The sequence below is a fragment of the Cellulomonas sp. CW35 genome, assembly GCF_052378485.1.
In the GTDB taxonomy this organism is placed as follows: domain Bacteria; phylum Actinomycetota; class Actinomycetes; order Actinomycetales; family Cellulomonadaceae; genus Cellulomonas; species Cellulomonas uda.
Genome location: NZ_CP199000.1, coordinates 2,342,046 through 2,365,998 on the forward strand (window position 1 = coordinate 2,342,046; position 23,953 = coordinate 2,365,998).

26 protein-coding genes and 4 tRNA genes are annotated in these 23,953 nt (G+C 75.6%); 10 read left to right on the top strand and 20 right to left on the bottom strand.

The features are described 5' to 3' along the window. Nucleotides 1-85: 85 nt before the first annotated feature. The 3 genes from ACT17Q_RS10715 to ACT17Q_RS10725 all read right to left on the bottom strand — a co-directional run bounded on the left by ACT17Q_RS10715 (nt 86) and on the right by ACT17Q_RS10725 (nt 4,249). Nucleotides 86-1,585: a GTPase gene (locus tag ACT17Q_RS10715; RefSeq protein ID WP_444662362.1), complete on the bottom strand. Its 1,500-nt coding sequence runs from the start codon at nt 1,583-1,585 to the stop codon at nt 86-88. After that, nucleotides 1,582-3,423 carry a dynamin family protein gene (locus ACT17Q_RS10720; RefSeq protein WP_444662364.1) on the bottom strand — a complete coding sequence of 614 codons (1,842 nt, stop codon included), beginning with the start codon at nt 3,421-3,423 and terminating at the stop codon, nt 1,582-1,584. Before ACT17Q_RS10720 ends, ACT17Q_RS10715 begins: the two co-directional genes overlap by 4 nt. Before the next feature lie 139 nt (nt 3,424-3,562). Further along, nucleotides 3,563-4,249 carry a nucleotidyltransferase family protein gene (locus tag ACT17Q_RS10725; RefSeq protein WP_444662366.1) on the bottom strand — a complete coding sequence of 229 codons (687 nt, stop codon included), beginning with the start codon at nt 4,247-4,249 and terminating at the stop codon, nt 3,563-3,565. 73 nt (nt 4,250-4,322) lie between these two features. Between ACT17Q_RS10725 and ACT17Q_RS10730 the strand changes: the two genes are divergently transcribed. Continuing rightward, complete coding sequence (locus ACT17Q_RS10730) at nt 4,323-5,081, top strand: endonuclease/exonuclease/phosphatase family protein (RefSeq protein ID WP_444662368.1); 759 nt, start codon at nt 4,323-4,325, stop codon at nt 5,079-5,081. A 25-nt stretch (nt 5,082-5,106) separates the two neighbouring features. On the opposite strand, the gene ACT17Q_RS10735 is transcribed toward ACT17Q_RS10730, so the two are convergent. Continuing rightward, nucleotides 5,107-5,182 (bottom strand) — tRNA-Arg (locus ACT17Q_RS10735). A gap of 196 nt (nt 5,183-5,378) precedes the next feature. Between ACT17Q_RS10735 and ACT17Q_RS10740 the strand changes: the two genes are divergently transcribed. The 3 genes from ACT17Q_RS10740 to orn all read left to right on the top strand — a co-directional run bounded on the left by ACT17Q_RS10740 (nt 5,379) and on the right by orn (nt 6,732). Continuing rightward, nucleotides 5,379-5,552 carry a hypothetical protein gene (locus ACT17Q_RS10740; protein WP_157732472.1) on the top strand — a complete coding sequence of 58 codons (174 nt, stop codon included), beginning with the start codon at nt 5,379-5,381 and terminating at the stop codon, nt 5,550-5,552. Between the two features lie 205 nt (nt 5,553-5,757). Then, on the top strand, nt 5,758-6,039 hold the full coding sequence (locus ACT17Q_RS10745; RefSeq protein ID WP_094179640.1) for a hypothetical protein: 282 nt from the start codon (nt 5,758-5,760) through the stop codon (nt 6,037-6,039). A gap of 102 nt (nt 6,040-6,141) precedes the next feature. Next, entirely contained in the window at nt 6,142-6,732 is a 591-nt protein-coding gene (gene orn, locus ACT17Q_RS10750; RefSeq protein WP_232514733.1) for an oligoribonuclease, read from the top strand. Between the two features lie 63 nt (nt 6,733-6,795). Here the strand turns inward: orn and ACT17Q_RS10755 are convergent. The 5 genes from ACT17Q_RS10755 to ACT17Q_RS10775 form a co-directional block, all read right to left on the bottom strand. Then, nucleotides 6,796-6,871, bottom strand: a tRNA-His gene (locus ACT17Q_RS10755). Between the two features lie 93 nt (nt 6,872-6,964). After that, nucleotides 6,965-7,915, bottom strand: coding sequence for an ATP-grasp domain-containing protein (locus tag ACT17Q_RS10760; protein ID WP_444662370.1), 951 nt, complete (start codon nt 7,913-7,915; stop codon nt 6,965-6,967). 143 nt (nt 7,916-8,058) lie between these two features. After that, a tRNA-Lys gene (locus ACT17Q_RS10765) sits at nt 8,059-8,134 on the bottom strand. A 92-nt stretch (nt 8,135-8,226) separates the two neighbouring features. After that, nucleotides 8,227-8,427: a hypothetical protein gene (locus ACT17Q_RS10770; protein WP_268531354.1), complete on the bottom strand. Its 201-nt coding sequence runs from the start codon at nt 8,425-8,427 to the stop codon at nt 8,227-8,229. 125 nt (nt 8,428-8,552) lie between these two features. Continuing rightward, on the bottom strand, nt 8,553-8,849 hold the full coding sequence (locus ACT17Q_RS10775) for a co-chaperone GroES (protein ID WP_094182071.1): 297 nt from the start codon (nt 8,847-8,849) through the stop codon (nt 8,553-8,555). 172 nt (nt 8,850-9,021) lie between these two features. On the opposite strand from ACT17Q_RS10775, the gene ACT17Q_RS10780 reads away from it, so the two are divergent. The 4 genes from ACT17Q_RS10780 to ACT17Q_RS10795 all read left to right on the top strand — a co-directional run bounded on the left by ACT17Q_RS10780 (nt 9,022) and on the right by ACT17Q_RS10795 (nt 12,408). Further along, nucleotides 9,022-9,489 carry a peroxiredoxin gene (locus ACT17Q_RS10780; protein WP_094179635.1) on the top strand — a complete coding sequence of 156 codons (468 nt, stop codon included), beginning with the start codon at nt 9,022-9,024 and terminating at the stop codon, nt 9,487-9,489. A gap of 51 nt (nt 9,490-9,540) precedes the next feature. Further along, nucleotides 9,541-9,623: transfer RNA gene (locus ACT17Q_RS10785), tRNA-Leu, on the top strand. Nucleotides 9,624-9,980: 357 nt separating this feature from the next. Then, nucleotides 9,981-10,982, top strand: coding sequence for a substrate-binding domain-containing protein (locus ACT17Q_RS10790; protein WP_444662373.1), 1,002 nt, complete (start codon nt 9,981-9,983; stop codon nt 10,980-10,982). A gap of 148 nt (nt 10,983-11,130) precedes the next feature. Next, a complete protein-coding gene (locus tag ACT17Q_RS10795; protein ID WP_094179633.1) occupies nt 11,131-12,408 on the top strand; it encodes a cellulose binding domain-containing protein in 1,278 nt (425 codons plus the stop codon). A 101-nt stretch (nt 12,409-12,509) separates the two neighbouring features. Here the strand turns inward: ACT17Q_RS10795 and trxA are convergent, their stop codons facing one another. Continuing rightward, on the bottom strand, nt 12,510-12,881 hold the full coding sequence (gene trxA, locus ACT17Q_RS10800; RefSeq protein WP_094179632.1) for a thioredoxin: 372 nt from the start codon (nt 12,879-12,881) through the stop codon (nt 12,510-12,512). 139 nt (nt 12,882-13,020) lie between these two features. Here trxA and ACT17Q_RS10805 point away from each other — a divergent pair, with 139 nt between their 5' ends. Further along, the gene (locus tag ACT17Q_RS10805) at nt 13,021-13,575 is read left to right on the top strand and encodes an NUDIX hydrolase family protein (RefSeq protein ID WP_094179631.1); all 555 of its coding nucleotides are present in this window, start codon (nt 13,021-13,023) and stop codon (nt 13,573-13,575) included. A gap of 40 nt (nt 13,576-13,615) precedes the next feature. Here ACT17Q_RS10805 and ACT17Q_RS10810 read toward each other — a convergent pair whose 3' ends face one another. From ACT17Q_RS10810 to clpS, 7 genes are all read right to left on the bottom strand, one after another. Then, entirely contained in the window at nt 13,616-15,367 is a 1,752-nt protein-coding gene (locus tag ACT17Q_RS10810; RefSeq protein ID WP_444662376.1) for an ABC-F family ATP-binding cassette domain-containing protein, read from the bottom strand. Further along, nucleotides 15,367-16,014, bottom strand: coding sequence for an RdgB/HAM1 family non-canonical purine NTP pyrophosphatase (gene rdgB, locus ACT17Q_RS10815; protein ID WP_444662378.1), 648 nt, complete (start codon nt 16,012-16,014; stop codon nt 15,367-15,369). Before rdgB ends, ACT17Q_RS10810 begins: the two co-directional genes overlap by 1 nt. Beyond that, complete coding sequence (rph, locus tag ACT17Q_RS10820) at nt 16,011-16,799, bottom strand: ribonuclease PH (protein ID WP_444662380.1); 789 nt, start codon at nt 16,797-16,799, stop codon at nt 16,011-16,013. Before rph ends, rdgB begins: the two co-directional genes overlap by 4 nt. Before the next feature lie 73 nt (nt 16,800-16,872). Further along, nucleotides 16,873-17,658 (bottom strand): MBL fold metallo-hydrolase, encoded by a 786-nt coding sequence (locus ACT17Q_RS10825; protein WP_268531358.1) that lies wholly within the window; start codon nt 17,656-17,658, stop codon nt 16,873-16,875. An 85-nt stretch (nt 17,659-17,743) separates the two neighbouring features. Continuing rightward, nucleotides 17,744-18,559: a glutamate racemase gene (murI, locus tag ACT17Q_RS10830; RefSeq protein ID WP_094179626.1), complete on the bottom strand. Its 816-nt coding sequence runs from the start codon at nt 18,557-18,559 to the stop codon at nt 17,744-17,746. Between the two features lie 10 nt (nt 18,560-18,569). Continuing rightward, nucleotides 18,570-19,376 (bottom strand): DUF2017 family protein, encoded by an 807-nt coding sequence (locus ACT17Q_RS10835; protein ID WP_444662383.1) that lies wholly within the window; start codon nt 19,374-19,376, stop codon nt 18,570-18,572. Continuing rightward, a complete protein-coding gene (clpS, locus tag ACT17Q_RS10840; protein ID WP_094182069.1) occupies nt 19,346-19,639 on the bottom strand; it encodes an ATP-dependent Clp protease adapter ClpS in 294 nt (97 codons plus the stop codon). Before clpS ends, ACT17Q_RS10835 begins: the two co-directional genes overlap by 31 nt. A gap of 51 nt (nt 19,640-19,690) precedes the next feature. On the opposite strand from clpS, the gene ACT17Q_RS10845 reads away from it, so the two are divergent. Further along, nucleotides 19,691-21,061: a nicotinate phosphoribosyltransferase gene (locus ACT17Q_RS10845; protein WP_444662385.1), complete on the top strand. Its 1,371-nt coding sequence runs from the start codon at nt 19,691-19,693 to the stop codon at nt 21,059-21,061. Nucleotides 21,062-21,205: 144 nt separating this feature from the next. Here the strand turns inward: ACT17Q_RS10845 and ACT17Q_RS10850 are convergent, their stop codons facing one another. The 3 genes from ACT17Q_RS10850 to ACT17Q_RS10860 all read right to left on the bottom strand — a co-directional run bounded on the left by ACT17Q_RS10850 (nt 21,206) and on the right by ACT17Q_RS10860 (nt 23,893). Then, a complete protein-coding gene (locus ACT17Q_RS10850; RefSeq protein WP_444662387.1) occupies nt 21,206-21,352 on the bottom strand; it encodes a hypothetical protein in 147 nt (48 codons plus the stop codon). A 358-nt stretch (nt 21,353-21,710) separates the two neighbouring features. Continuing rightward, nucleotides 21,711-23,522 (bottom strand): DEAD/DEAH box helicase, encoded by a 1,812-nt coding sequence (locus ACT17Q_RS10855; protein WP_444662388.1) that lies wholly within the window; start codon nt 23,520-23,522, stop codon nt 21,711-21,713. After that, nucleotides 23,519-23,893 carry a DUF3039 domain-containing protein gene (locus ACT17Q_RS10860; protein ID WP_094179623.1) on the bottom strand — a complete coding sequence of 125 codons (375 nt, stop codon included), beginning with the start codon at nt 23,891-23,893 and terminating at the stop codon, nt 23,519-23,521. Before ACT17Q_RS10860 ends, ACT17Q_RS10855 begins: the two co-directional genes overlap by 4 nt. Nucleotides 23,894-23,953: the final 60 nt, after the last annotated feature.

A 23,953-nucleotide genomic window follows, 5' to 3' on the forward strand; every position in this document is an offset into this window, starting at 1 on the left:
GTGGCCGCGACGACGCCGTCGATGGGCGCGGACCGGCCGGGCTGGGGACCGACCGCGGCGGCCAGGGGGCTGGGGTCGGGTGGCGTCAGCCGCGCGCGGTGTCGAGCAGCCCGCGCACGCGCCGGTGCTCCGCCACGACCGCCGCGGTCGGCTCGACCAGGTCCTGCCGGGCGACCTCCTCGATCGCGGCGCGTCCCTCCTCGCGCACCCGGGCGGCCGCCCGCCGGGCCGCGCGCGCCCGCACGGCGCGCCCCACCAGCAGGCACGCGAGCGCCAGCGCCAGGAGCACGACCCCGAGCCGCAGCGTGCCCGTGACCCCCGCCCCGCCGACGAGCTCGCCGGCACCGAGTCCGCCGACGACGAGCCCCGCGAGCCCGAGCACCGCCGCGAGCGCGACCAGCACCGCCGCGGCGCGTGACCGCCGCACCGCGACCGTCACGTCGCCGAGCGCGTAGCCCACGTGCCGCCCGAGCGCGTCCGCGGACGCGACGCGCTCGCGCACGGACGCCGCCCAGCGCTCCGGGAGGTCGGCGGTCGCGCCCGCGAGCCACGAGCCCCGCGCGAGGCGCACCGCGTCCGGGTGCACGGGCACGATCTGCGGGACACGCACGCCGCGTCCGCGCACGGCCGCGGCGACCGCGTCCGTCACCGCGTCCATGCCCGAGGCCTCCGAGAGCGCCGCGACGATCGGGCCGGTCGCGAGCGCCGCGGGCGCCGGCTCGTGGTCGGCGACACCCTCGGCGAGCCGGCGAGCGGCCGCCGTGACCTCCTGCTCGGCCCGCCGCGCGGCGAGCGAGCGCCCCGCGACGACCCGCGCGAGCCCTGCCCGCAGGTCCGGGACGCCCTCGTCGGTCGCGGCCGACGCCGCCACCACGGGGACGTCCGGCAGCCCGTCCTCCGCGAGCAGGCGCGTCACGTCGGCGACGAGCGCCGCGCGCTCACCCTCCCGCACGGTGTCGACCTGGTTGAGCACGACGAGCATCGAGGTGTCCTGGCCCGCGAGCGACCGCAGGTAGCCCGCGTGCAGCGCCTCGTCGGCGTACTTCTGCGGGTCGACCACCCAGACGAGCAGGTCGGCCTGCGGCAGCAGGCGGTCGACGACCTCCCGGTGCGCGGGCTCGACCGAGTCGTGGTCGGGCAGGTCCAGCAGCACGAGGCCGCGCAGGGGCGCCTCGCTCTCGCCGTCGAGGACGCTCTCGCGCTGGATCCGCAGCTCGGGCTGCACGCCCAGCCAGTCGAGCACCGGGTCGCCCCCGGGACCCCACACGCACGCGGTGACCTGCGAGCTCGTCGGGCGGCGCACGCCCACCTCGGCGAACCGCAGCCCGCTGACCCGGTTGAACAGGCTCGACTTGCCGGACCCGGTGCCGCCCGCGAGCGCGACGACCGTGTGGTCCACGCCCAGCGCGAGCCGCTCCCGCAGCCGGGTGACGGCCGCACGGGCGTCGGCCGACGCGTCCGGGTCGAGGCGCTCGCCCGCCTCGTCGAGCGCGGACTCGAGCGCCGCGACGCGCGCGGACAGCGCCACCGTCTCCTCGCCGACCGTGACGCTCACGGCGGCTCCGGCGCTCGTCGGCACGCTCATGTCAGCCCCTTGATGACGGCGAGCCGCAGGCGCAGGCGCGACGCGGCATCGGAGGCGAGGTCGGGGTCGGCGAGCGGGGTCGCGGCCTCGTCCCGCACGAGCGAGACGCGCGCCCGAGCGCGCCGTTCGAGGTCGTCGCGCAGCTCGGCGACGATGTCCTGCGCGGCCGGCCCGACGAGCGTCGTCAGCGTGTCCAGCGCGTCGTCGACGCCGCCCGCGGCGGCCAGCGCGACGGTCGCGACGACCTCCTCGCCGAGCACCCGCACGCCCTTGTCCCGCCGTCTGGCGGCCGCCCGGTCGAGCGAGGGGTCGGCGAGCGCGCCGCGCACCGCGCGCACGCCCTGCCCCACCCACGCGCGCGCGGCCTGCTCGGACGCACCGTCGGGGCCCGTCGCGCGCGGCGCCCAGCGGTCCAGGACCGCGACGGCCCCGGCCGGACCGGCCGCGAGCGCGTCGCGCAGGTCGACGTCCGCGTCGGTCGCGGCCGCCGTCAGCACGGTCGTCGCCGCGTTCGTCACCTCGGCCCGCAGCGCGGCCACGGCCGACTCGCGGTCGGCGCGCCCGCGCCCGGACCCGCGCACCTTGCCACCGCGCACGACCGAGCCGATCGCCCCGCGCGGCGACGTGAGCTCGGCCCACCTCACACCGACGGCGCCGCGTGCGACGTCACCGCCGGCCACCGCGGCGCTCGCCCGCGCCAGCGGCGCCTCGCTCGCCTGGTCGAGCAGAGCGCCCACCTGCGCGGCCGCGTCGGCCTGCGCCTGGACGGCCTCGGCGAGCTCGTCGACCCACAGCCGCAGCGCTGCGAGCGAGCCCCGCAGGGTCCGCCCGATCACGGTGCGCGCGCGGTCCGGCCCGGCGAGCATGAGCAGCCAGCGCTGCACCGGCGCGACGACGCGCGGCTCGAGCGGACCCTCGTGCGGGCCCTGGTCCGGCACGACGAACAGCGGCGACCCCGCGAGCCCGTGCTCGCGCAGCCGCGCGAGCAGGTCGCCGCGCACCGCGGGCAGGGACTCGGTCGGCACACGGTTGAGCACCATCGCGATCGACGCGCCGCGCTCCACCGCGTCCTGGAGCACGCGCCACGGGAGCGCGTCGCCGTACCGCGCGGCGGTGGTCACGAACAGCCACAGGTCGGCGGCCTCGAGCAGCCGGTGGGCGGCTGCACGATTCGCGTCGAGGACGGAGTCCAGGTCCGGCGCGTCGAGCAGGGCGATGCCGCGCGGCACGGCGTCGTGCGCCACGGCACGGGCCGTGCCCACCAGCGGGTGCGCCTCGAGCAGGTCCGAGTCGCCCGGGTGGTGCACGAGCACGGGCTCGCGCGTGGTCGGCCGCAGCACGCCGGCGGTCGTCACCTCGTGCCCGACGAGCGAGTTCACGAGGGTCGACTTGCCGGCCCCCGTGGAGCCCGCGACGACGACGACCGCGGGCGCGGAGAGCTCGGTGAGGCGCGGGACCAGGTGCTCGGTGAGCTGGTCGACCAGGCGCGCCCGGGACGCGCGCGCCGCCGCGGTACCGGGCAGGTCGAGCGGGAACGTCGTGCGCTCGACGTCCCGCCGCAGGTCACGCACCGCGTCGAGCAGCGACCCCGCCGCGAGCGGGCGGGCGAGGATCTCGCGCGGGTCGTCCGCGGTGTGCCGCCCGGCGTGCCGCGCGTGCTCGTCGGCCGCCGCGGCGTCTCCCGCCGGGGCGTCGGCGGACGAGCCGCCACCCGCCTCGGGCGCGGTCGGTCCGGCGGCCGCCGTCGGGTCCGCGCCGGCCGCGGGCGCACCGGGGTGCTCGTCGGCGGGGGCGTACCCGGCGGTCTGCGCCGTGGTGGTGCCGGGCTTGGCGCTCACGGCGCCATTCTCGCGTCGTCTGATGACCTGCACAAACGCGCCACGCGGGGGTGAGCGCCCGCAGGTGCCCGCGCGCGGTGTCCCCCGGTCGTGCGCCGACCGTCCGGGTGGTCCCCGCGCCGGCTCTCGGCCCGGTGCGTCAGGTCTCGTCCGGCGCCCCACGCCCCGGCGTGGCCGCGAACCGCCGCTCGGCGTCGGACGTGAGCCCGAGCTCGTCCGCGAGGAACAGGAACGCCCGCGCGTACGGCTGCTCGGCCACGTCCGCGCGCACGCGCGGCCAGTCGACCTGCTCGCGCAGCGCCCGCACCATCGGCAGCAGCCACGTGAAGTCGCAGTAGTGCTCCCCCAGCACCCGCAGCTTCGCGGAGACGATCTCCGTGGCCCCGATCACGGGCATGCGCACCGCGAGCACCTCGAGCTCCTGCGCCTGCGCGAGCTGCTCGTGCGTCACGGGCTCACCGACCATGCGGAAGATCACGTCGACGAGCTGGCCGTGGTGGTACGCCTTGAACAGCCAGTTCTCCGCGGGCTCCTGCACGTCGAGGCCGGCCGCCGCGAGGGCCTGGCGGGCGCGGTCGGCGTCCTGCTCGGCGACCGCGAAGTCCGCGTCGTGGCTCGGCTCCGGCGCCCCGAGCGCCCACGCGGCGTACCCGCCGACGAGCGCGAACGGCACCTGCGCGTCGATCAGCGCGACCGCCGTGCGGCGCACCGCGTCCTGCAGCGCGAGCCGCGCGTCGGGGGTGTCGGCGCCCGCGGGCTCGGGCAGCGGCGCGGGTGCGGCACCGGCGCGGGCGACGGCGACGGCGGGCGGGGTCGGGGCGGACATGGTGCGTGTGTACACCGCGCCGCGGCGTCCCGCAGCCCGAGCGCCCGCCGCGCGGCCGGGTCACAATCGCCGCGTGCGGCTCGCGACGTTCAACATCCTGCACGGCCGCTCGACGGCCGACGGGCGGGTGGACCTGGACCGCCTGGCCGCGGGCGTGCGCCGGCTGGACGCCGACGTGCTCGCGCTGCAGGAGGTCGACCGCGACCAGGCCCGCTCGCACGGCGCGGACCTGACCGCCGTCGCGGCGGACGCCATGGGGGCGCCCCACCACCGGTTCGCCGCGACGCTGCACGGCGAGCCGGACCTGTGGGTCGCGGGCACCGGCGACGCCCAGCCCACCGGCGCGGCGTACGGCATCGCGCTGCTGTCCCGGCTGCCGGTGCTGGAGTGGCGCGTCGTCGCGCTGCCCGCGCTGCGCCGGCGGGCGCCCGTGCTGTTCCCGGGGCGCCGGTGGCCCACGCTCGTGCGTGACGAGCCGCGCGCGGCGATCGCCGCGGTCGTGCACGCCCCCGAGGGGCCGTGCACAGTCGTCGGGACGCACCTCACGTTCATCCCCGGCTGGAACGTGCGCCAGCTGCGGCACCTGGTGCGCGCCACGCACGCCATGCCGGGCCCGCGCGTCGTCATGGGCGACCTCAACCTCGCGGGCGACCGGCCGGCGCGCGTCACCGGTCTGCACCCGCTCGCGCGGGCCGCGACGTTCCCGGTGCACGCGCCGGACCAGCAGCTCGACCACGTGCTGGGCACCGCCGACGTCCGCGCGCGCCGCGCGAGCGCGCTGGACCTCGGCCTGTCGGACCACCGCGCGCTCGTCGTCGACGCGGCGTTCTGAGCCCTCCGCGCCCGTCCGCGTCCGCTGGCGCCCCCGGCAGGACTCGAACCTGCGACCGACCGCTTAGAAGGCGGCTGCTCTGTCCACTGAGCTACGGGGGCCGGCAGCCGCAGGGTACCGGTCCCCGGCCCGCGGGCCCCGGTCGTCTCGCCCGTGCCCGGCGGCGATAAATCCCGTGACGGGGGTATCTGCGAGGTGGTCTGGTTGTCCTGCACGGTGGTCGAGACGGGTCGGACCCGCCCGGCCCGTGCCGTCGCGGATCGCCGCACCTTCACCCACCCACCCGAGGAGTTCCTCATGCATGCCCTCATGACCACCGACCTCGCCCGTGCCGACTACGTCGAGCGGGAGCGCGCCGTCCAGGACGAGCTCTCGCGCGCCGAGCGGGCCAGATCTCGTGAGCACGCCGCGAGCCATCCACCGGAACGCCGTCCGGACCTCGCGCTGCTGATGCTGTACGCACGGGCGTAGCAGTCGTCCGGTGCGCCGGACACGCGCGACCCAGGAGAACGGCGGTCCCCCACTCGGGGGGCCGCCGTTCTCGCGTCCGCGGGTCACCCCCGTGGCTCCCGCTGCGCGCGGTGCGGGCGTGCCACCATGTCGCCATGAACGCAGGTCACGCGCGCGTCCCCGCGGGGCGGCGTCGTGACGTGCGCCCGCGCGGGGGCGCCGCCTGATGGGTCGGCATGCCGGACGCGAGCCTCGCGTCGACCTGCGTACGCGGCTCGCCGCGTGGCTCGAGCGCGTCCTGGTCGGGATCGGCGCAGCGGGCGTCGTCGCCGTCGTCCTGCGGTGGGCGGGCACGTCGGTCGGGACGGCCGTGACGGTCGGGCTCGCGGTCCTCGTCCTGGTGCCGACGGCCGCGTGGGTCGCGTCCACCGTGCCGCAGGGCGACGACGAGGCCCCGCGCACCGGCCCGCACCCGGGCCCCCGCACCGGTTCGCACGGCGGGACGTGACCTCGCGGGCCCGCTCGTCGTCCTAGGCTGACCCGAGTGACGACGACGAGCCAGCCCAACGGCCACGAGAGCAGCGACCGCATCGTGTGGATCGACTGCGAGATGACAGGGCTCGACCTGACGGCCGACGCGCTCGTCGAGGTCGCCGCGGTCGTCACCGACTCCGAGCTCAACGTGCTGGGCGACGGCGTCGACGTGCTCGTCGCGCCCCCACCGGAGGCGCTCGAGCAGATGGGCGACTTCGTGCGGACCATGCACACGACGTCCGGCCTGCTCGACGCGCTCGCGACCGGCACCACGCTCGCCGACGCGCAGCGTCAGGTGCTCGAGTACGTCCGGACGTGGGTGCCGGAGCCCGGCAAGGCCCCCCTGGCGGGCAACTCGGTCGGCACCGACAAGACGTTCCTCGACCGCGACATGCCCGAGCTCGTCGCGCACCTGCACTACCGCGTGATCGACGTCTCGTCGATCAAGGAGCTCGCGCGCCGCTGGTACCCGCGCGTGTACTTCGCCTCGCCCGCCAAGAACGGCGGCCACCGCGCGCTCGCGGACATCCTGGAGAGCATCGACGAGCTGCGCTACTACCGCGCGGCGCTGTTCCCCGCCGCCCCGGGCCCCGACTCGACGACCGCGCGCCGCATCTCCGCGCAGATCGCCGCCAGCTCGGTGGCCAAGCGTCCCGAGACGCGCTGACCTGCGGGGACACCCGCACGACGACGAAGGGCGCCGACACGAGATCGGCGCCCTTCGTCGTACTGGGGTGGCTAACGGGACTTGAACCCGCGACCCCCTGGACCACAACCAGGTGCTCTACCACCTGAGCTATAGCCACCACTGTCCCGGTCGGAACCGGGCCGTCGAAAAGTGTACCGGCTCGCGAGCAGTACTTCGCACACGGACCGGTGCCCGGTCCCCGGGCGAGCGGTCAGCCGCTGACCCGGGCCGCCACCGCGTCGGCGAACCGCTCGACCGAGCCCGGCGCGTGCGCGAAGAACAGGCTGGGCTCGGCGAGCTCGAGCTCGAGCAGGACCGGGTCACCCTCGTCGTCGGGGATCAGGTCGACGCGCGCGTACAGCAGCGGGCCGTCGAGGCCGAGGATCCCCGGGAGCTCTCCCACCACCTTGCGGGCGAGCTCGAGCTCCGCGTCGGACGGCTCGGCGGGGCTCATCTTCTCGTCGCGGTAGAGCACCCCTTCGTCGGAGCCCTCCTTGTACGGGCCCGACAGCAGCGCGCCCTTGTGCACGGCGTGCGAGTACTCGCCCTCGACGAAGACGAGCGCGGTCTCCCCGACCGTGTCGACCTGCCGCAGGTAGCGCTGGATCATGACCCAGCGCCCCACGCCCAGCAGGTTCCGGGCGTGCATGATCGCCTGCGACCGCTGGGGCGTCTCGTCCGCGCGGTACCGGCCCGTGTCGCGCGAGCCCGCGCTGACGGTGGGCTTGACGACGAAGTCGCCGAAGGCGGGGAAGCGCGTGTGGATCGCGCGGGAGTTGAAGTTGCGCGCCGGGTCCAGCCAGATCGTGGGGACCGTCGGGACGCCCGCGGACTCGAGGTCGCGCAGGTAGGTCTTGTCGATGTTCCACGTCACCACGGGCGACGGGTTGAGGAGCACGCTCGACCGCTCGACGCGGCGGGTCCAGTCGGCGAACTGCGCCGGGCGGTGCGTGTAGTCCCACGTCGAGCGGATGAGGACGTGCGGGTACGTGCCCCAGTCGACGGTCGGGTCGTCCCAGACGACGACGTCCGTGGCGATCCCCCGCGCCTCGAGCGCCGGGCGCAGGGGGGCGTCGTCGGGGTCGAGGTCGGGCAGCTCCGCGCACGTCACGAGAGCCAGCCGCGCCTGCGTGCCGGGGGGCGTCCCGGGGGTCGTCGTCACGTTCGCAGCGTACCGGCGCGCGCGGTACCGGCCAGGTGACGGTGGTCACGGCTGACGGGTGGTCACGGCTGACGGCGGTCACGACGACGCGCGCGTCCGGGAACGGCACGAGGCCCCCGGCATCGACCGGGGGCCTCGTGAGGTGGTACGGCACCAGGGACTCGAACCCTGAACCCGCTGATTAAGAGTCAGCTGCTCTGCCAGTTGAGCTAGTGCCGCGCGGGAAAGAACGTTAGCAGCCCTGCGGCCCTGCGAGCGAACCGGTGCCCTGCGTCGTGACGAGGGTCACGGGCGAGTGTCACGGACGAGGGTCACGAGCGCGGCCACTGCGGCACGGACTCCTCACGCACGAGCCGGGCCGCGGTCGGGCCGGGCGCGGTGAGGTCCGCGACGAGCGCGAGCGGGACGCGCGATTCGAGGAGCGCATGGATGCGCTCGGGGCTCACGTCGACATCCGGCACGGTCGGCGGGCGTCCTGACGGCACGGGCGGCCGCGCGGCGAGGTCGCTCATGGACTCCTCCTCGGGGACCGGCGACCGTCCGCGCCCCCTGGCCGCCGAGCGTCAGCACACCACCCGAACCTGGCAGTCGCCCGTCGAGGACCGCTCCTCCACGGAATCCACACAGATCGTGCGGCTCACAGGTACAGGCCGGTGCCCTCCCCGGTCGCGCGCGGGGCGGCGACCGCGTGCACGTCCTTCTCGCGCAGCAGCACGTACGTCGCCCCCTCCAGCTCGACCTCGGCGCGGTCCTCCGGGTCGAACAGCACGCGGTCCTGGACCTCGACCTGCCGCACGTGCTGACCCACGGCACGCACGCGGGCCCACGCGAGCCGCTTGCCGACCGCCGCCGTGGCGGGGATGACGATGCCGGCGGCCGAGCGCCGCTCCGCCGCGTCGTCGTCGAGCTCGACGAGGAGCCGGTCGTTGAGCATGCGGATCGGCAGGGGCCCGGCACCGGGGCTCGGGGTGGGGCTCGTGGTCGTCGCAGGCTGGGGCTCGGGCGTCGTGCTCACGCGCCGACGCTACCCCGCGCGCCGTAGGCTGACGCCAGCCGGTGACCGGGCGGTCGCCGCCCCACCTGCCGTCAGCCCGCAAGGAGACCTCATGCCCCGCCTCGCCGTCGGCGACGTCGCACCCGACTTCACGCTGCCCACGGCGGACGGCGGCTCGCTGACGCTCTCGGACCTGCGCGGGCGCCGGGTGGTCGTGTACTTCTACCCGGCCGCGGGGACGCCGGGCTGCACGAAGCAGGCGTGCGACTTCCGCGACTCGCTCGCGGCACTTCAGGGAGCGGGCCTGACGGTCGTCGGCGTGTCACCCGATCCGGTGGCGAAGCTCGCGGCGTTCGCCGCCGAGGAGCACCTGACCTTCCCGCTGGTGTCCGACGAGTCGCGCGAGACCCTGCAGGCGTGGGGTGCGTACGGCGAGAAGCAGCTGTACGGCAAGACGGTCACCGGCGTCATCCGATCGACGGTCGTGCTCGACGCGGACGGCGTGGTCGAGCTCGCGCAGTACAACGTGCGCGCGACGGGCCACGTCGCGAAGCTGCGCCGGGACCTCGGCATCGCCTGACCGGTCATGGCCTGACCGGTCATGACGGGGTGTGGGAGGATCGGCGCCCCGGCGGAAGTGGTGAAACGGCAGCCACGCCAGGTTTAGGTCCTGGTGCCCTCGCGGGCGTGCGGGTTCGACTCCCGTCTTCCGCACCGCGCAGTGCCCCCCGCTCGTGGCGCGCCGGGGCTCCGCCTCCTCGCGGGTGTCGAGCACCGACCGGCCTCACGACCGGCCTCGCGACCGGTCTCACGCCGTCCGCGTCTCGCCATGCGGACCGGTCGCGTGGACACACCCAGACAATTGCCCAGCCGAACCAACAAATCGGCACATTGGCACGTTTCACCTGAAACGTCGTCGGCCAAACCGGTCCGTGTCGCCCGAAGTGCTTCATATCCTCTCCGTGGGAGCGCGCTCACACACCGGCCTCGCGACGCAGACGTGCGTCGTCCCCTGACTGCCGGTCGGCCCCACGCGAGTCCGTCGTGACTCGGCACCGATGAGGAGATCGCATGTCCAGAACGTCCCCGCGCGCCCGTGCCGCAGCAACCCTGATGACGGGGTTCCTCGCGGCCGCCCTCGCGGCGTGCAGCGCCACCGCGAGCGCCGACACCTCCGACGCGGCGTCCGCCGCGGGCAGCGGTGCCGGCGGGCTCGTCACGGTCGGGTTCGCGCAGCGGCCGGGCGCCGACGAGGGTTGGCGCGACGCGAGCACCGCGTCGCTGCGGGCGAACCTCACGTCCGAGAACGGCGTCGAGCTCGTCGTCGCGGACACGCAGCGCACGCAGGCCGAGCAGGTCGCGGCCCTGCGCGGGTTCGTCGAGCAAGGGGTCGACGTGATCGTCTTCTCGCCGGCGGTCGAGACGGGCTGGGACGAGGTGCTCCAGGAGGTCAAGGACGCGGGCATCCCGCTGGTGCTCGTCGACGGCGCGCTCGACAGCCTCGTCGTCGAGCCCTACCTCACGTGGATCGGCCACGACTTCGAGGGCGAGGGCGTCGCCGCGGGCGAGTGGGTCGTGGCGCACCGCCCCGACGCGCAGGTCGCCCAGGTCGTGGGGGCGGCCGACTCGCGGCCGCAGCGCGACCGCGCGACCGGCTTCGCGTCCGCCGTCGGGGCCAAGAACGTCGTGGGCAAGGCGGCGGGCGACGGGACGCGCGCCGGCGGGCGGGCCGCGACGGCCGCCTTGCTCGAGGCCCACCCCGAGCTCGACGTCGTCCTCGCGCACGGCGACGACATGGCGCTGGGCGCGGTCGAGGCGGTCACGGCCGCCGACAAGGTCCCGGGCGAGGACGTCGTCGTCGTCGCGATCGGGGGGAGCCGCGCGAGCCTGCAGGCCCTCGTCGACGGGGAGATCGGCTACGTCGTGGAGTGCAACCCCGCGTTCGGCGAGCAGGTCCTCGACGCCGTGACGAAGGCGCACCAGGGCGTCGACCTGCCGCGCCGGTTCATCGTCATGGACCGCGCGTTCGACTCCTCCGCGACGCAGGCCGACGTCGACGCCCGCCCGTACTGACGCCGGCCGCGGGTCGGCTCCCCCGGCCCGTGTGAAGCGATTGGGAGGGTTACGCCGTCCTCTACCCGGTGGCGAGGCTGCCCACAAGGGGCAGACGGCCCACCCGCGCGGGTCCCGCGCGGGTGGGCCCCACGAGAGGACGTACGCGATGCATCCCAGCACGACGAGGTTCTGGCGCGCGGCGCTGGCGGCGACGACCGCGGTCGCGGCCGCGCTGGGCGCGACGGTCGCGGCGGTCGCGACCGGGAGCGCCGCCCAGGCGGCAGGCTGCCAGGTGGCCTGGAGCACCAGCTCCTGGCCGGGCGGTTTCACCGCCGACGTCCGGGTGACGCCCGGCGCGGCCACGCACGGCTGGACGCTCACCTGGACCTGGCCGTCGGGCCAGCGCGTCACCCAGGCGTGGAGCTCGACCGTCACGCAGTCGGGCTCGGCGGTGACCGTGACGAACGCGCCGTGGAACGGCGAGCTCGCCGCCGGCGCCACGACGTCGTTCGGGTTCCAGGGCACGTGGACGGGCGAGAACGCGGCGCCGACCGACTTCGCGCTCGACGGTGTCGCGTGCAACGGGGGCACGACGCCGACGCCGGACCCGACCGTCGACCCGACCGACGAGCCGACGCAGGACCCGACGGACGACCCCACGCAGGACCCGACCGACGAGCCCACCACCGAGCCGACGCAGGACCCGACCGACGAGCCGACGCAGGACCCCACGGACGACCCCACGACGACGCCGGCGACGTGCGGCACCGCGGTGTTCTGCGACGGGCTGGAGACCCAGACGAGCGCCACACCGTCCGGCACCTGGGCCGTGACGTACCCCGACTGCTCGGGCAGCGGGCGGGCCGTCGTCGACTCGACGGTCGCGCACTCCGGCAGCCGGTCGCTGCGCGTCGACGGCGGGGCCGGCTACTGCAACCACGTGTTCGTCCAGGCGCAGCCGAGCGCCCCGCTGCCGCGCACGGTGTACGTGCGGTTCTGGGTCCGCCACACCACCGCCCTGCCCGTCTCGCACACGACGTACCTGGCGATGCGGGACGCGAACGACGGCAACCGTGACCTGCGCATGGGAGGCCAGAACGCGCTGATGCAGTGGAACCGCTCGTCGGACGACGCGACGCTGCCCGAGCAGAGCCCCGCCGGTCTGACCCGGACCGCGCAGCTGCCCGCGGGCGGGTCGTGGCACTGCGCCGAGGTGCTCGTCGAGGGCGCCGCGGGGCGTCTGACGACGTACCTCGACGGCTGGGCCGTGCCGGGCCTGATCGTCGACGGCACGCCGACGCACGACATCGACGGCCAGTGGCTGAACAAGGCCTGGTCGCCCCGGCTCACCGACCTGCGGCTCGGCTGGGAGTCCTACGGCGACGGCGCCGACACGCTGTGGTTCGACGACGTCGTCGTCGCCGACAGCCGCGTGGGCTGCTGACGGACCGGCCCCCGCCCGCTGCGGGGCCGTGAGACGACGACGGCGCCCACCCCGCCGGGGGTGGGCGCCGTCGTGTCAGCGGGCGAGGACCGCCTGCAGGGTCAGGCCTGACCGTCCGAGGCCGCGGCGATCTTCGCGCGGACCTCGTCCATGTCGAGGTCCTTGACCGCCTGGACGACCTGCTCGAGCGCGGGCCCGGGCAGCGCACCGGCCTGGTTGAAGACGAGGATGCCCTCGCGGAAGGCCATGAGCGTCGGGATCGAGAAGATCTGGAGCTCGGCGGCGAGCTGCTGCTCGGCCTCGGTGTCGACCTTGCCGAACACCACGTCCTGGTGCTGCTGCGACGACGCCTCGAAGACGGGACCGAACCGCTTGCACGGCCCGCACCACTGCGCCCAGAAGTCCACGAGGACGATGTCGTTGTCGGCGATGGTCTGGCCGAGGGTGTCGGCTGTGAGCGTCGTGGTGGCCATGGCGGCCCTCCTTCAGGGTCTCGGGGGTTCCGCCCGCTAGAAGGCGTCGCACGCTCGGGGTATTCCCGTGCCCGGGGCGATTCGGGCTCTCCGCGCGCGCCTGTGACCCGTTCGCGGGCGAGCACGGTAGAACGGCACGGTGACCGAGACGGCCGAGTTCCCGCCCTCCCCCGAGCGCCCGTCGGGCTGGCTCCCGCCCGAGGAGATCGCGCGCGTGCGTGGCCTCATGCCGCTCGTCTACGTCGACGCGGTCCCGGTGCGCGTGGACGACTCCGGCGACGTCGTCGCCGTCGGGCTGCTGCTGCGCGTGACGCGCGAGGGCGTGATGTCGCGCGCGCTCGTCTCGGGCCGCGTGATGTACCACGAGCGGGTGCGGGACGCCCTGGTCCGGCACATCGAGAAGGACCTCGGGCCGGTCGCGCTGCCGCAGATCCCCGCCTCACCGCAGCCGTTCACGGTCGCGGAGTACTTCCCCACGCCGGGCATCACCTCGTACCACGACCCCCGCCAGCACGCGGTGTCGCTCGCGTACGTCGTGCCCGTGCTGGGCGACTGCCGCCCGCAGCAGGACGCGATCGACCTCGCCTGGCTGACGCCGGAGGAGGCGTGCGGCGAGCAGGTGCAGGTCGAGATGACCGGCGGGCAGGGCGTGCTGCTGCGCCAGGCGATGGCGCACGTGGGCCGCCTGCCCTGAGCCCCCGGGCCCCTGGGCCCCCGAGCCGCGGCGGCCGTCGTCAGGTCAGGTCGAGCACCGGCCAGTCCGCCAGGTCGGCGCGCATGCGCCGGTCGTGGGTCGCGACGACGACCGCGGCGGACGTCGAGCGCAGGGCGGCCGTGAGCTCGTCGACGAGGCCGACCGACAGGTGGTTGGTCGGCTCGTCGAGCACCAGCACGTGCGGCGCCGCGAGCAGCGCGCACGCGAGGTCGAACCGGCGGCGCTGCCCGACGGACAGCTCGCGCACCGGACGCTCGAGGTCCTCCTCGGTGAGCAGGCCGAGCGCGGCGACGGGGACGAGCTGCTCGGGGTCGAGCAGCCCCTGCCCCAGCAGGTCGAGCGCGTGGCGCGCGTACGCGTCGAACGCCGACGGTCCGCGGGGCGCGTCCGCGACGAGCCCGGCCGGGCCGGCCGTCGCGTCGGCGTGCTCCGTGGGACCCTCCTGCCCCAGCACGCCGAGCCGCACACCGGGCGCGACGGTGCGCGTCCCGCGGTCGAGCGGCAACGCGCCGACGAGCGCGGCGAGCAGCGTGGACTTGCCGGACCCGTTCGGTCCGACGACGAGGAGCCGTGACGCGGGGGCGACCTCGAGGCGCCGCCCCGGCAGGTCGAGCCGCACCCCGTGCGGGCCGAGCACGCGCGGGGCGCGCAGCTCGAGCAGCGGGCCGGCGTGCGCGGCCCGGCGGTCCGCGTCCGGGTCGAGCGGGCGGTCCGGGTCCGCGCCCGTCGAGGCGCGCCGCGGCAGGCTCGGCAGGTCCGGGAACTGCAGGGTCGGCGGGGGCACGGGCACCGCGACGGCCTGTGCCTCGAGCCGCTGGACGAGCCGGTCGGCGGCCTTGACGTGGATGCGGGCGCGCGTGCCGCGGCGGTGCTTGTCGGAGCCCTTGGGCGGGCGCCACTCGTCGGACAGCCCCTCGTACGACGCGTCGAGGCGCTGCGCGAGCTGCAGCGCGCGCTTGCGCTCGGCCCGGTAGCGGGCACGCCACCGGCGCAGCATCTGGTCCTTCGCGAACCGGTAGTCGGCGTAGCGGGTCGCCCCGTACAGGGCGGGGCGGCCGTCCATCGCGGGGTCGAGGTCGAGGATCGCGGTCATGACGTCGTCGAGCAGCTGCCGGTCGTGCGTGACGATCACGACGGCCCCGGGCCACTCGCGCAGCAGCCCGGTGAGGTAGTCGATGCCCGCCGCGTCGAGGTGGTTGGTCGGCTCGTCGAGCAGCAGCACGTCCGAGCGCTCGCCCACGCGGCACGCGAGGCGCACGCGGTACCGCTCGCCGACGCTCAGCTCGGCCAGGCGCCGGTCCGGCTGGCGCGGGGCGCCGAACCGCGTGAGCGCCTCGTCGACGCGACGGTCCACGTCCCACGCCGCGAGCTGCTCGTACCGCGTCATCGCCGCGGTGAGCGCGGCCAGGTCGCCGGTCTCGTGGTCGAACGCGGCGATGACCGACTCGAGCTCCGCGGCGACCGCACGCACGCCGGCGCCCGTGCCGCGCACGAGCGTGCCGACGGTGTCGTCGGGGCGCACGACGAGCTCCTGGTCGACGACCGCGAGCGACCCCGAGCGCCGCACCGTGCCCGACGAGGGTGCGAGGTCGCCCGCGAGCACGCGCAGCAGCGTCGTCTTGCCCGCGCCGTTCTCCCCGACCAGGCCCACCCGCTCACCCGCCGAGACGGTCAGGTCGAGCCGGTCGAGCACGGGCCGGCCCGGGTAGCCGAACGTCACGGCGTCCGCGACGAGCTGGACCGCACCCGGCAGGGCGTCGGGGGCGGGCATCAGCCGCCGGTGCCCTCGTCGGGACCGGCCAGGACGCGCGCGACGACCGGCGCGAGCGCGCGGAACGCCCGACCCCGGTGGCTGATCGCGTTCTTCTCCTGCGCGGAGAGCTCGGCGCACGTGCGCGACTCGCCGAGCGGCACGAGCGCCGGGTCGTACCCGAAGCCTCCGGCACCCCGCGGCGCGAGCGCGAGCGTCCCGACGAGCGCGCCCGTCTCGACGTGCTCGAACCCGTCGGGCGTCACGAGCGCGGCGGCGCACACGAAGCGCGCACCGCGGTGGGGGTCGTGGATGTCGGCGAGCTGCGCGAGCAGCAGCTCGAGGTTCGCCGCGTCGTCGCCGTGCCGGCCCGCCCAGCGCGCCGAGAAGATGCCGGGTGCGCCGCCGAGCACGTCCACGGCCAGGCCGGAGTCGTCCGCGACCGCGGGCAGACCCGTGAACGCCGCGAGCGCGCGGGCCTTGAGCAGCGCGTTCTGCTCGAACGTCACGCCGTCCTCGACGGGCTCGGGCGCGCCGACGTCCCGGGCGCCCACCACCGCGTCGGCCGCCAGGCCGGGGAGCACGGGGGCGAGGATCGCGCGCAGCTCGCCGACCTTGTGCGCGTTGTGCGTGGCGAGCACCAGGCGCGCGCCGGCCGGGACGCTCACGCGACGCCCTCGACGCGCGTCGCCGAGCCGTCCGAGGGCGGCGCCGCGAGCGCGGCGGCCTGCAGCGCGGCGAGGCGTGCGGTGCCCGCGAGCGCGAGGTCGAGCAGCGCGTCCAGCTCGCTGCGCACGAACGGCGCATGCTCGGCGGTGCCCTGCACCTCGACGAACGCCCCCGAGCCGGTCACGACGACGTTCATGTCGGTCTCGGCGCGCACGTCCTCGACGTACGGCAGGTCGAGCACCGGCACTCCGTCGACGATCCCGACGCTCACGGCCGACACCGAGTCGCGCAGGACCTGGCGACCCGGTGCGACGATCCGTCGGTCGACCGCCCAGGCCACCGCGTCGGCGAGCGCCACGTAGGCGCCGGTGATCGACGCGGTGCGCGTGCCGCCGTCGGCCTGCAGCACGTCGCAGTCGAGGACGACGGTGTTCTCGCCCAGGGCCGCGACGTCCACGACGGCGCGCAGCGAGCGGCCGATCAGCCGCGAGATCTCGTGCGTGCGGCCGCCGACCTTGCCGCGCACCGACTCGCGGTCCGAGCGGCTGTCCGTGGCGCGCGGCAGCATCGAGTACTCGGCCGTGACCCAGCCCTCCCCCGAGCCCTTGCGCCAGCGCGGGACACCCTCCGTGAAGGACGCGACGCACAGCACCTTCGTGCCCCCGAACTCGACGAGGACCGAGCCCTCGCCGGCGGTCAGGAACCGGCGCGTGATGGTGACGGGCCGCAGCTCGTCGGCGGCACGCCCGTCCGGGCGCGCGGAGGTCACAGGGGTGGAAGACATGCCACGAGCCTAACGACCCGGGCGCGCGGCCCCGTCGGCGGTCCGGGCCGCGCGACGCCGCGCGGGGGTGCGCTCAGAGCGTGAACACCGCACCGGGACGCGCGACGTCGATCCGGCCCGCGTACGCGCGGGACGCGTGGGCGACCACGTCACGCGGGTCCTCCCACGCGGTCAGGTGCGTCAGCACCAGGCGTCCGCTGCCCCCGCGCGCCGCTGCGGCCCCCGCCCGTGCACCGGTCAGGTGGATGCCCCGCACGTGGTCGTCCAGCCCGTCCCGGAACCCGGCCTCGCACAGCAGCAGGTCCGTCCGTGCGAGCGTGTCGAGGCCGGGACACTCGTCCGTGTCGCCCGTGTACCCGAGCGTCACGGCGCGCGACGGGTCCTCGTCGGAGGGCCCCGAGACGAGCAGGCCGAACGCCGGCACGGGATGCTCGACCGGCACCGGTGTGAGGGTCAGCGGCCCGATGCGCACCGGCGCGGCCGGGTCCCACGTGCGGAACCGGAACTGCCCGTCCAGCTCGGTCGCCGGGTCCTTGCCTGCCATGTCCGCGAGCCGCTGCTGGGTCCCCTCGGGACCCCACACGTCGACCGCGGGCAGCGGACCGTCGGGCCGGTAGCGGCGCAGCACGTTGAGCACGACGAGGTCCGCGACGTGGTCCGAGTGCAGGTGCGAGACCGCGACCGCGTCGAGCGCCGTCGGGTCGCCGTAGCGCTGCAGCGGGCTCAGCGCGCCATTGCCGATGTCGAGCAGCACGTTCCACGTGCGCCCGTCGGCGTCGTCGGCCTGCACGAGGTACGACGACGCGGCCGCCTCCGCCGACGGGTACGAGCCGGCGCAGCCGATCACGACGAGTCTCATCTCGGGGCCTCCGCGGCGCGACGACGACGGGTCTCGGGACTGGTGGGACCGACCGGGGCCGTCACGGCTGGCGTCACGGGTGCCGTCACCGCAGGGCCCCGGCGGGCTCGACGGCGTCGACCTCGGGCCCCAGGAACCGGCGGGCGAGCGTCCGGAACGACTCCGGGTCACCCGTCGCGAGGAAGCGGTGCTGCGGCGGGCCGGCGTCGACAGAGCGCTCGAGACCGTGCGCGACGAGCGTGCGGTAGACGTCCTTCGCGGTCTCCTCGGCGCTCGAGACGAGCGTGACCTCCTCGCCCATGACGTACGAGATCGCGCCCGTCAGCAGCGGGTAGTGCGTGCAGCCCAGCACGAGCGTGTCGACCCCCGCCTCGCGCACCGGGTCGAGGTACTCGTGCGCGACCGCGAGCACCTCGGGGCCGGACGTCACGCCCGCCTCGACGAGCGGCACGAACCGCGGGCACGCCTGCGTCACGAGGCTCAGGCCGGGGGCGACCGCGAACGCGTCGTCGTACGCGAGCGACTCGACGGTCGCCCGCGTGGCGATCACGCCGATCCGCCCCGTGCGCGTCGCGGCGACCGCGCGTCGCGCCGCGGGCAGGATCACCTCGACCACGGGGATGCCGCGGCGCAGCGTGTACCGCTCGCGCGCGTCGCGCAGCATCGCCGCCGACGCCGTGTTGCAGGCGATGACCAGCAGCTTCACGCCCGCGTCGACCAGGTCGTCCATCACCTGCAGCGCGAACGCGCGCACGGCGGCCAGGGGCTTGGTGCCGTACGGCGTGTTGAGGGTGTCGCCGATGTAGAGCGTCGACTCGTGCGGGAGCTGGTCGAGGATCGCTCTCGCGACCGTCAGGCCCCCGACGCCGGAGTCGAAGATCCCGATGGGCGCGTCGTTCACGCGGACGAGCCTAGCCCGCGGATCCGCCGCGTCCCTCCGGGCCGGGGCCGGGGCCGCCGTGTGTCGCGTCACGCGAGCGGACCCGGACGAGCATCGCGGTGACGAGCGTCTCCTGCAGCTCCGAGAGCATCGCGTACACGCCGATGAACGCGCGGCGCACGGCCGCGGCCTCTCCACCGTCGCCGCCGTCGACGCCGCCGCCGTCCCGTCCGCCGCCCGCGTCGTGGCCGGACGCCGCGTGCAGCTCGGCGTAGACGCGCTCGCCGTCCTCGTCGGTCCGGATCCCGAGGCGGTCGGCCAGCACGATCCGCACGTCCGTCATCGCCGCCGCCACGGCCGGGGCCTCCGCGGCCGTGATGGCGACCGCGTCCCCCTGCCGCCCGCCCGGTGTGCGCAGCGCGTGCCACCACGTGCGCAGCCCGGCGATCTTGCGCGCCCGCAGGTCGGCGTCCGTCAGGCGGCGGAACTCCGCGGCCTGCTCCGGGTCGTCGCTCGCGTCGGGCAGCAGCCGGCGCACCGCGGGGTCCGTCGGTGCCTCGACCGGTCGCTGCCAGGGCCAGCCGAGCGCGTGCAGCGGTGGCTCCTCGACGAGCTCGTCGTCGTCGACCTCGTCGGAGGCGTCGGCGTGGGACGGCGCGCCCACGTCCGTACGCAACCGGCCCGCCGTGCGGAACTTCTCGGCACCGAGCAGCACCGCGACCTCGGACGCGATGCCCGCGAGGACCGCACGCTCGTCGGCGTCGAGCCGCGCCACGTACTCCTGCTGGCGTGCGACGAACCCGCGCATCAGTGCCCGCTGCGCTGCAGGGTCGCCCACAGCCCGAACCCGTGCATCGCCTGCACGTCGACCTCCATCGCCTCGAGCGTGCCGCGCGAGACGACCGCCCGGCCCTCGGTGTGCACGCGCCGCATCAGCTGCTCGGCGACCGTGCGCGGGTGCCCGAAGTACGACTCGAACACGTACGTCACGTAGGTCATGAGGTTGACCGGGTCGTTCCAGACGATCGTCACCCACGGGTCGTCGACCGACGTCTGCGCGTCGGAGGCGACGACCTCGTCGAGATGCGGTGCCGAGCTCACGGGGACCACTCTAGGCAGCGCGCACACGTGCTTCACCCCTAGCGTGTGGCCATGACGACGCACGCCACGTCCGCGCTCCTGACAGACCGGTACGAGCTGACCATGCTGCAGGCGGCGCTGCGTGACGGCACGGCGCAGCGGCGGTGCGTCTTCGAGGTGTTCACGCGTCGCCTGCCGCCCGGGCGGCGCTACGGGGTGGTGGCCGGCACGGGACGCGTGCTCGAGGAGCTCGACCGGTTCCGGTTCGGGACGGCCGAGCTCGACTGGCTCGCGGACGAGCGCGTCGTCGACGACGCGACGCTCGAGTTCCTGGCGGGGTACCGGTTCACGGGCTCCGTCGTCGGCTACGCCGAGGGCGAGGTGTTCTTCCCGCAGTCCCCCGTGCTCGTCGTCGAGGGCTCGTTCGCGGAGGCGGTGCTGCTCGAGACGTTCGTGCTCTCCGTCCTGAACTACGACTCCGCGGTGGCGTCCGCGGCGTCCCGCATGACCAGCGCGGCGCTCGACCGCCCGTGCCTCGAGATGGGCTCGCGGCGCGCGCACGAGTGGGCGGGCGTCGCCGCCGCGCGCGCCGCGGCGGTCGCCGGGTTCGCGGGGACCTCGAACCTCGAGGCGGGCCGCCGCTACGGCATCCCGACGATCGGCACGGCCGCCCACGCGTTCACGCTGCTGCACGACGACGAGGCCGCCGCGTTCGCGTCGCAGGTCGACGCGCTCGGCGCCGGCACCACGCTCCTGGTCGACACGTACGACGTCCGCAGCGGTGTCGCCGCGGCGCTCGAGGCCGCCGGGCCGGGCCTCGGCGCGGTGCGGCTCGACTCGGGCGACCTGGCCGTCCTCGCGCACGAGGTCCGCGCGCAGCTCGACGCCGCCGGAGCGCGGTCCGTGCGGATCACCGTGACGTCCGACCTGGACGAGCACGCCATCGCCGCGCTCGCCGTCGCCCCCGTCGACTCCTACGGCGTCGGCACGTCGGTCGTCACCGGCTCGGGCGCGCCCACGTGCGGGATGGTCTACAAGCTCGTCGCGCGCGAGGACCGGGACGGGGTCATGCAGCCCGTCGCGAAGGCCTCCACTGCCAAGACCAGCGTCGGTGGTCGCAAGGCCGCGGCACGCCGCACGGTCGACGGGCGGGCCGTCGAGGAGGTCCTCGTCGCGGGGCCCGACGAGCGGGTGCGGGCCGTCTCCGCGTCGCCCGACACGGAGCTCGCGTCGTTCGCGGACGACCGCGGCCCCGGCGTGCTGCGCCCGCTGCACGTGCCGCTCGTCGTGGAGGGCGAGGTCGACCCCCGCTGGACGGGTCCGCGAGGCGTCACGACCGCCGCCGAGCGGCACCAGGAGTCCCGGGCCGAGCTGCCCCGGGGGGCGCGGCGCCTGTCCGCCGACGAGGCCGCGGTGCCCACGGTCGCGCTCACGCTCGACTGACGTCCTGCGTCCCCGGACGCAGGCCCCGCCCCATGCACGACCGACACGCACGACGGACGCCGGCCCCCGTCGCGGGGGCCGGCGTCCGTCTGTCGTGTCGCGCTGTCATGTCGCGGGCGCGTCACGCGCCCACCGAGGTCGTCGCTACACGCGACGACGGCCCGCGAAGGCCAGGACGAGGCTCACGACCAGGACGGCGAGACCGATCCAGATCAGGATCTGGCCGAGGCCGCCGAAGCCGAGGACCAGCAGGACGACACCGATGATGACGAGGATGAGCCACGAGGGCATCGCGTACCCCTTTCGTCGGCCGGCAGGGGGACTGCCGGCGGGAGGGAGCGGGGCCGGTCCGCGGCGCCCGCTCGTACGGTTCCGTGGGATTTCTCCGTGGAGCCTTGCGTTCTTCGAGCACGACAACGTTCCCGCGCCCCGCGGCGATCGGCACGTCGAACGCACGACTTGCGAGCGGATCGGCCGCTGCTATGTGGACGCGCGTCCACGGCGCTGACCTGCGGGTTCTCACGCAAGGTCCGGCGCGCAGGCCGTCCATATCCTGAGACGGGGGTTGCGCCGGCCCTTCCGGAGGAGAAACGTCAAGCGATTAGGGCGCCGCTGACCATGTGCCGACGAGCTAACGCTTGCCGACGAGCTAGCGCTTGCCGACGAACCAGCCGCGCACCATCGCGATGCGCGCCTCGAGCTGCGCCGGGTCCGCGAGAGCGACCTCCGGCCCCCCGCACCGCCGCCGCAGCTCCGCGTGCACCGACCCGTGCGGCTGCCCGCTGCGCCGCGCCCACCCGCCCACGAGCTGCGCGAGCTCCTTGCGCAGCTCCGCCTGCCGGCGGTGGTCCATCGCCTCGAGGTCCGGTGCCGCGGTCCGGACGGACCGCCGGCCCTTGAGCTGGTCGGCCTGGCGCTGTCGCAGCAGCGCGGACACCTGGTCGGCGTCGAGCAGCCCCGGCAGGCCGAGGAAGTCCAGCTCCTCGTCGGAGCCCACCTCCGCGCCCGTGCCGAACTCGCCGCCGTCGAACAGCACGCGGTCGAACGACGCCTGCGCCTCGAGCGCCTCGAACGTGCCCTGCAGGCCGTCCGAGCCGACCGCGTCCGGCCCGTTCTGCTCACGGTTCGCCGCGGCGAGCAGCGCGTCCTCGGGGTTGAAGCCCGCGCCGTCCTCCTCCGCGGTCCTCGGCCGGTCGAGCGCGTGGTCGCGCTCGGCCTCGAGGGTGTTCGCGAGCTCGAGCAGCTGCGGGACGGACGGCAGGAACACCGACGCCGTCTCACCCCGCCGGCGCGCCCGGACGAACCGCCCGACGGCCTGCGCGAAGAACAGCGGCGTCGACGTGCTGGTCGCGTACACGCCCACCGCCAGCCGGGGCACGTCCACGCCCTCGGAGACCATGCGTACCGCCACGAGCCAACGCGAGTCGCCGGCGGAGAACTCGTCGATCTTGTCGCTCGCGCCGTCGTCGTCGGACAGCACGACCGTGGGCGAGGTGCCCGTGATCCGCGCGATGTGGCCCGCGTACGCGCGCGCGTCGGTCTGGTCGGTCGCGATGATCATCGCGCCCGCGTCCGGCACGCTGCGCCGCACCTCCGTGAGCCGGCGGTCGGCGGCCTGGATGACGGCCGGGATCCACTCGCCGCCCGGGTCCAGCGCCGTGCGCCACGCCTGCGCGGTCATGTCCTTGGTCATGGCCTCGCCGAGCCGGGCGCTGACCTCGTCGCCCGTCTTCGTGCGCCAGCGCATGGCGCCCGAGTAGGACAGGAAGATCACCGGGCGCACCACGTGGTCGCGCAGCGCGTCGCCGTAGCCGTAGGAGTAGTCCGCGACCGAGCGGCGGATGCCGTGCGCGTCACGCTCGTACGTGACGAACGGGATCGCGGCGGTGTCCGAGCGGAACGGCGTGCCCGTCAGCGCCAGGCGCCGCTCGGCGCCCTCGAACGCCTCGCGCACGCCGTCGCCCCAGGACAGCGCGTCCCCGCCGTGGTGCACCTCGTCGAGGATCACGAGCGTGCGCGCCGCGGTGGTGCGGGCCGCGTGCAGCGCCGGCTTGTTCGCGACCTGGGCGTACGTCACCGCCACGCCGTCGAACCCGTGCCCGTGCCGCCCCTGCGCGTTCGAGAAGTTCGGGTCGAGCCGGATCCCGACGCGCGCGGCCGCGTCCGCCCACTGCCGCTTGAGGTGGTCGGTGGGCGCCACGACTGTGACGCGGCGCACCACGCGCCGCTCGAGCAGCTCGGTGGCGATGCGCAGCGCGAACGTCGTCTTGCCCGCGCCGGGCGTCGCGACCGCGAGGAAGTCCCGCGGCTCCCGTGCCCGGTAGAGCTCGAGCGCCTCGGCCTGCCAGGCCCGCAGCTTGCCCGCCGTCCCCCAGGGCGCACGCGACGGGAAGGCCGGCGGCAGGTGCGATGCCGCCGACGTCGACGCGTGCGTGGTGGACGGTTCGAAGGCGGCGCTCAACGCCCGCCGCGCCCGAAGCCCCAGCGGCGCCCGCCGCCCGAGCCTCCGGAGCCGCCGTCACCGCCGGACTGCCCGTCGCCGTCCTGCGGCGGCCGCAGACCCTCGTAGATCTGCTTGCACGTGGGGCACACGGGGAACTTGTTCGGGTCCCGGCCCGGGACCCACACCTTGCCGCACAGCGCGACGACCGGCTTCCCGGTCACCGCGGACTCCGTGATCTTCTCCTTGCGCACGTAGTGCGCGAACCGCTCGTGGTCGCCCGGCTCGACCTGCTCGGTCGACTCCGTGCGCTCGAGGACGCTGGTCCCCGTCGCCTGGTCCGGGCCGAACGGGTCGTCGGGGCCGGCGGGCGGGAACTGCGGTTCACTCATGTCGGGCAGTCTACGTCGCACGGCCGACACCCCACGGGGGTCGGTCTCGCGCAGCGGGAC